This is a genomic window from Arenimonas sp. (genome assembly GCF_019459675.1).
Lineage (GTDB): Bacteria > Pseudomonadota > Gammaproteobacteria > Xanthomonadales > Xanthomonadaceae > Arenimonas.
This window is the reverse complement of sequence record NZ_JAIBFH010000099.1, coordinates 1-6,202: the sequence shown is the minus strand read 5'-3', so window position 1 is coordinate 6,202 and position 6,202 is coordinate 1. Positions and strand designations below refer to the sequence as shown.

Annotated in this window: 6 protein-coding genes; 2 read left to right on the top strand and 4 right to left on the bottom strand. The window is 67.3% G+C overall.

Features of this window, described 5'->3' with window-relative positions:
- The coding region (locus K0M70_RS03690; RefSeq protein WP_290779446.1) for an FAD-dependent oxidoreductase at positions 1–413 on the bottom strand (413 nt) is incomplete at its 3' end.
- Positions 414–517: 104 nt separating this feature from the next.
- Here K0M70_RS03690 and K0M70_RS03685 point away from each other — a divergent pair.
- A complete protein-coding gene (locus K0M70_RS03685) occupies positions 518–916 on the top strand; it encodes a rhodanese-like domain-containing protein (protein ID WP_290779444.1) in 399 nt (132 codons plus the stop codon).
- Positions 913–1,251, top strand: a complete 339-nt coding sequence (locus K0M70_RS03680; RefSeq protein WP_290779442.1) for a metalloregulator ArsR/SmtB family transcription factor — start codon at positions 913–915, stop codon at positions 1,249–1,251. Before K0M70_RS03685 ends, K0M70_RS03680 begins: the two co-directional genes overlap by 4 nt.
- A gap of 24 nt (positions 1,252–1,275) precedes the next feature.
- Here K0M70_RS03680 and tkt read toward each other — a convergent pair whose 3' ends face one another.
- The 3 genes from tkt to pilQ all read right to left on the bottom strand — a co-directional run.
- The gene (gene tkt / locus K0M70_RS03675; protein ID WP_290779440.1) at positions 1,276–3,285 is read right to left on the bottom strand and encodes a transketolase; all 2,010 of its coding nucleotides are present in this window, start codon (positions 3,283–3,285) and stop codon (positions 1,276–1,278) included.
- Positions 3,286–3,395: 110 nt separating this feature from the next.
- Positions 3,396–4,661 carry a dicarboxylate/amino acid:cation symporter gene (locus tag K0M70_RS03670; protein WP_290779438.1) on the bottom strand — a complete coding sequence of 422 codons (1,266 nt, stop codon included), beginning with the start codon at positions 4,659–4,661 and terminating at the stop codon, positions 3,396–3,398.
- 141 nt (positions 4,662–4,802) lie between these two features.
- The coding region (gene pilQ, locus K0M70_RS03665) for a type IV pilus secretin PilQ (protein WP_290779436.1) at positions 4,803–6,202 on the bottom strand (1,400 nt) is incomplete at its 5' end.

Sequence of the window (6,202 nt, the reverse complement as noted above, 5' to 3'; positions counted from 1 at the left end):
GCCGCCCACGCCTCGCTGGCGTGGGCGGTGGTGCAGACCGAATGCGTGTGGCCCTGCGGCCCCAGGCCCGGCACTTCGTCGAACGCCAGGCGCGGGCCGGTGGTGATGACCAGATAGTCGTAGTCCAGGCGGCGGCCGTCGCCCAGCACCAGATGGTTTTCCTCGGGGACCACCGTGCGTGCGCCGGCGCCTTCGAACTGAATGTCCTTTTTGGCCAGGTGCGGCTGGACGTTGATCTGGATCGCGGTCGATTCGCGCCACCCGACTGCCACCCAGGGGTTGGAGGGCGTGAAGGAGAACTGGGGGCCTTCGCCCACGACGGTGATCCGATGCTGTTTTGGCAGGCTGGCCCGGATTTCGTAGGCTGCACTCATGCCGCCAATGCCGGCTCCCAGAATTACGATGTGCGCCATGCCCGTCTCCTTTCGTCGTTGGCTGTGCCCAGCTCCAGATATATTAGCTGGTGCTTAATTAGAATTCAATGATAATATAGCGGAACCCCAAAAGGAGACCCGACATGCGTCAAACCGCCCAACAATTGGTGTCCGAGGCCAAGTCCCGCGTCCGCGAGATCGACGCCGCGCAGCTGCTGGCGCTTCAGGCGAGCGGCGTGCCGGTGATCGACGTGCGCGAGCCCGGCGAATTCGCCGACGGGCATGTGCCTGGCGCCGCCAACATTCCGCGCGGCGTCCTGGAATTCGAGGTGGACGGTCATCCGGCGGTGAACGGCGTTCGCGACCCCGCCCTGGCCCACCGCGATCGACCCGTGGTGCTCTATTGCCGCAGCGGCGGCCGCTCGGCGCTGGCGGCCGAGGCCCTGCTGCGCCTGGGCTTCGCCGAACCGCTGTCGCTGGCCGGTGGCTTCCTGGCCTGGTCCGAACAAGCGCGGGACATCGCGGGGGGCCCGGGCAAATGAGCGCCGAGCGCGCGCTGCCCACCGTCGCCCCCGCGCTTGAGATGAAGGAACGCGCGAACGAGGCCGCGGACCTGCTCAAGGCCATGGCCAATCCCCAGCGGCTGCGCGTGCTGTGCCTGCTGATTGAGCGGGAAATGTCGGTGGGCGAGATCAACGCCCTGGTGGACCTGAGCCAGTCGGCGCTGTCCCAGCACCTGGCGGTGCTGCGGGAGAAGGAGCTGGTGAGCACCCGCCGCGAAGCGCAGACCGTCTACTACTCGGTCCACGACGGCCTGGTGCACGACATCATCGCGTCGCTGCATGGCGCCTTCTGCGCACCCGGCCCGGATCGCTGAGCGGACCGGGCGGGTGTCGCCCGGTCAGCGCAGGGCTTTGGCGGCGTCCACCACCGCTTCGGCGGTGATGCCGAAGAAGTGATACAGCTGGTCGGCGGGCGCCGAGGCGCCGAAGCTGTCGATGCCGACCACCGCACCGTCCAGGCCGACATACTTGTGCCAGAAGCCGGTGACGCCAGCTTCCACCGCCACGCGTTTGCGGCACCAGGACGGCAGCACGGCCTCGCGCCACTCCAGCGGCTGCCGGTCGAACACGTCGGTGCTGGGCATGGACACCACCCGCGCCCGGATGCCCTCGGCCGCCAGGCGGCGCATGGCCTCCATGGCCAGCTCGGTTTCCGAACCGGTGCCGATCAGGATCACGTCGAACGACGCTTCGCCCGGATCGCTCAGCACGTAGCCGCCGCGGGCGATGTCGGCAAGCTGCTGCGGCGTGCGCGGCTGGTGGGCCAGGTTCTGGCGGCTGAATATCAGGCAGCTGGGGCCTTCGGTGCGTTCAATCGCCGCCTGCCAGCTGACGGCCGACTCCACCGCATCACAAGGCCGCCACACGTCGTTGTTGGGGATGTAGCGCAGCGATGCCAGGTGTTCCACCGGCTGGTGGGTGGGGCCGTCTTCGCCCAGGCCGATCGAATCGTGGGTGAACACATGGATGGCGCGCGCGGGAATCAGCGCCGACATGCGCAGCGCGTTGCGCGAGTAGTCGGAGAACACCAGGAAGGTCGCGTCGTAGGGAATGAAGCCACCGTGCAGCGCAATGCCGTTGCTGATGGCGCTCATGCCGAACTCGCGCACGCCGTAGTGCACGTAGTTGGCGTTGGCATCGTTGCTGGTGACGGACTTGCTGCCCTTCCAGAGCGTGAGATTGGAATGGGCCAGGTCGGCCGAGCCGCCGATCAGCTCCGGCAGCAGCGGGCCGAAGGCGTCCAGCGCCATCTGCGACGCCTTGCGCGACGCGACCACCGGGCCATCGAGCTGCAGCTTGGCGATGTAGGCCTTCGCTGCGTCGGCGAAGCCTTCGGGCAGTTCGGCGTGGGAGCGGCGCACCAGTTCCGCCGCAAGCGCCGGATACGCCTTGGCGTAGCCGTCGAACAGGCGGTTCCACTGCTCTTCCCGCACCAGGCCGGTGTTGCCGGCGCGCCAGCCGTCGGAGATCGCCTGCGGGATCTCGAACGGGGCGTGGGGCCAGTCCAGCGCGGCGCGCGTGGCGGCGATCTCGTCCTTGCCCAGCGGCGCGCCGTGGGCCGATTCCTTGCCCTGCTTGTTGGGCGCGCCAAAGCCGATGTGGGTGCGGCAGCAGATCAGGGTGGGCCGATCGGCCTCGGCCAGCGCGGTCTTGATGGCCTGGGTGATTTCCACGGGATCGTGGCCGTTGACGCTGCGGATGACCTGCCAGCCGTAGGCTTCGAAGCGGGCGGCCGTGTCGTCGGTGAACCAGCCCGAGGTGTCGCCGTCGATCGATATCCGGTTGTCGTCCCAGAACGCCACCAGCTTGCCCAGGCCCCAGGTGCCGGCGAGCGACGCGGCTTCGTGCGAGATGCCTTCCATCAGGCAGCCGTCGCCCATGAACACCCACGTGGTGTGGTCAACCACCTCGAACTCGGGGCGATTGAACTGATTGGCCAGCAGCTTCTCGGCCAGGGCCATGCCCACGGCATTGGCCAAGCCCTGGCCCAGCGGGCCGGGGGTGGTTTCAACGCCCGGCGTGTGGCCGAACTCGGGGTGGCCGGCGGTCTTGCTGTGCAGCTGGCGGAACTGCTTGAGCTGTTCGATCGGCAGGTCGTAGCCCGACAGGTGCAGCAGCGCATAGATCAGCATCGACCCGTGTCCATTGGACAGGACGAAGCGATCGCGGTTGAACCACTTGGGGTTGTTCGGGTTGTGCCGGAGGAAGTCGTTCCAGAGCACTTCGGCGATGTCGGCCATACCCATGGGCATGCCGGGATGGCCGGACTTGGCCGCCTCGACGGCGTCGATGGCCAGGAAGCGGATGGCGTTGGCGAGATCGCGGCGGGACGGCGTGGCGGTGCTCATGGTGGGCGGCTTCGGCTAGGAGGAGTCGGGCGGCCCGCCGCATGGGCGGGGCCGGTCATTTTCCCCCAGCCGGCCCCGAATGTCGCCGTTGCTCGGCTGGGCGGGCGGTGCTAGGCGGCTTCGGCGAGATGCTCGGGCTCACCCTGGCCGATGACCACGGCACCCACCAGGTCGCCAGTCACGTTCACGCAGGTGCGGCACATGTCCAGGAACCGGTCCACGCCCAGGATCAGGCCGATGCCTTCGGCGGGTATGCCGAACATCACCAGGATCATGGCGATCACCGGCAGGGACCCGCCGGGCACGCCGGCGGCGCCGATGCCACCCAGGATGCACAGCACCAGGATGGTGACCTGCTGCATCAGGCTGAGCTCCACGCCGAAGAACTGCGCCAGGAACAGCACCGTAACGCCCTCGAACAGCGCCGTTCCGTTCATGTTGGCGGTGGCGCCCAGCGTGCACACGAAGCGCGACACGCGGCGCGGCACGCCGAGGTTCTCCTCGGCCACTTTCAGAGTGGTGGGCAGGGTGGCGCTGGACGACGAGGTGGAAAACGCGGTGAGGATCGCCGGCTGGGCAGCCCTGAAGAAAGCCACTGGCGACATCTTGCCAAAGCCGCGAACCAGCAGTGGGAACACCACGAAGAAGTGGATCGCCAGGGCCAGCACCACCGTGCCGACGAAGCGGGCCAGCTGCACCAGCACGTCCAGCCCCAGCTTGGCGGTGATCGAGAACAGCAGCGCCGCGACCGCATAGGGCGCCAAGGCGATCACCCAGCCGATCAGCTTCAGGCAGATGTCGTAGACGCCCTGCACCGACTTCACGAACGTGTGCGTGCCCTCGGTGCGAAGCACCGCGGCGGCGATGCCGAACATCAGCGAGAAGAACATCACGCCGATCAGGTCGCCATTGGCGGCCGACGCCACCGGGTTGCGCGGGACGATGTTGATAAGCAGGTCGATGCCGGACAGGGATTCGCGGCCGCTGGTGATCTGGGCGGTTTGCTCTGAGGTTTCGGCCAACAGCGCCTGGCCTACCTCGGGCGGCAGACCCTGGCCCGGCTGAAGCAGGTTCACGCAGACCAGCCCGATAGTGACCGCGATTGACGTCACCACCAGGATGAACACCAGCGTCTTGCCGCCTATCCTGCCCAGCGAACGGGGGTCGCCGATCTCGACCACGCCCAGCACCAGCGCCGAGAACACCAGCGGCACCACCAGCATGAACAGCAGCCGCAGGAAAACCTGGCCGACGGGGTCGGCCACGTAGCGTACGGTGAGGTCCAGCCACGCTGCGTCGGCGAACAGGAAGTTGGCCAACAGGCCGAGGCCCGCGCCGACAACGAAGCCAATCAGCATGCGGGTGTGAAGGGGCATCGATCCCATCGGGCAACCTCGTTCGTAGTGCCGGTAACTTACCATCCGGCGCCGCCCCAGGCACCCGTGATGCGTGCCGCCCCCCAACGACCGAGGGCCGCTTTCGCGACCCTCGATCTTGTTGCTATGCCGTCGCAGGAATTACTTGCGGGAAACTTCCAGGATGCGCGGCGTTACGAAGATCAGCAGCTCGGCCTTCTCGGCAGACTTGCCCTTGTTGCGGAACAGGTTGCCCAGCAGCGGCACGTCGCCCAGGAACGGAACCTTGCGCAGGTCCTCGCGCGACTTGAACTCGTAGACGCCGCCCACCACGACCGTCTGGCCGTTGTCGATCAGCACCGCCGTGCTCACTTCGCGACGGGCGATCTGCGGCACGAAGCCACCGGCGGGGTTCGTGATCAGCTCGCTGACTTCGTCCTTCTTCACCATCAGGTTGAGATAGACGCGGCCGTCCTGGGTGATGGTCGGGGTGACCTTCAGCTCAAGCAGCACTTCCTTGAACTCGACGGTGGCGGTGGGCACGGCGCCCGCCGTGGCCGGCTGGATGGTCAGGTAGCCGACTTCGTCACCCTGGCGGATGATCGCTTCACGCTGGTTGGCGGTGATCACGCGCGGGTTGGAAACCACTTCGCCGCGGCCTTCTTCTTCAAGGGCCGACAGCTCCAGGTCGAGCGCGATGTCGCTGCGCAGGATGCTCAGGTTCAGGATGCCGGCCGGCGTGGTGGTGCCCAGCCCGACCAGGAAGCCCGAATCCGTGGTGGTTTCGCCAGCGGCCGCCGCGCCCGGAAGCGTACCCACGCGGTCCTGCACGCCGAAGATGACACCCAGCTCGCGGGCGAAGGTCTCGGACGCCACGACGATGCGGGCCTCGATCAGCACCTGGTCCACCGGGCGGTCGAGGGTGGCCAGCAGCTGGCGCACTTCCTGGATCTTCTTGGGGATGTCGATCAACAGCAGCGTGTTGGTGCGGTTGTCGAAGCTGACGCTGCCGCGCTGGGAAAGGAAACCCTTGGTTTGAGTAGTGGTGCCGCCCGCTCCAGCACCACCGCCGCCGGCACCCTGGGCGCTCTTGGCGCCGTCGGTCAGCAGCGTCGCGATTTCCTCGGCGTTGCCGTAGTTGATCGCGATGTACTCGGTCACCAGCTCCTCGCGGTCTTCGTTGGCGATGCGCGCGTCGGCCATCGCTTTCTCGAAGTCGGCGATTTCCTTCTGCGGAGCCACCCAGATCACGTTGCCGTCGCGGCGCTTGTCGAGCTGCTTGGCGCGCAGCACGATTTCCATGGCCTGGTCCCAGGGCACGTTGATCAGGCGCAGGGTGACGTTGCCCTGGACAGTGTCGGACGCGACCACGTTGAGGTTGGATTCCTCAGCGATCAACTGCAGGACGGTGCGCACCGGCACGTCCTGGAAGTTGAAGGTTACGGCGCGACCCGTGTAGCCCTGGGCGGGCGCGGCACCGGCAACGGCACCGGCGGCGCGCGCGGCCGGCGCGGCGGCGATGACGGCAGCGCGCTTGGGCGTGATCTCGATCACGTACTCGT

What these genes read in the sequence shown, in the direction of transcription:
- K0M70_RS03680 (WP_290779442.1), top strand. Translation starts at nt 913, where the DNA reads ATGAGCGCCGAGCGCGCGCTGCCCACCGTCGCCCCCGCGCTTGAGATG.
- K0M70_RS03685 (WP_290779444.1), top strand. Translation starts at nt 518, where the DNA reads ATGCGTCAAACCGCCCAACAATTGGTGTCCGAGGCCAAGTCCCGCGTC.
- tkt (WP_290779440.1), bottom strand. Translation starts at nt 3,285, where the DNA reads ATGAGCACCGCCACGCCGTCCCGCCGCGATCTCGCCAACGCCATCCGC.
- K0M70_RS03670 (WP_290779438.1), bottom strand. Translation starts at nt 4,661, where the DNA reads ATGCCCCTTCACACCCGCATGCTGATTGGCTTCGTTGTCGGCGCGGGC.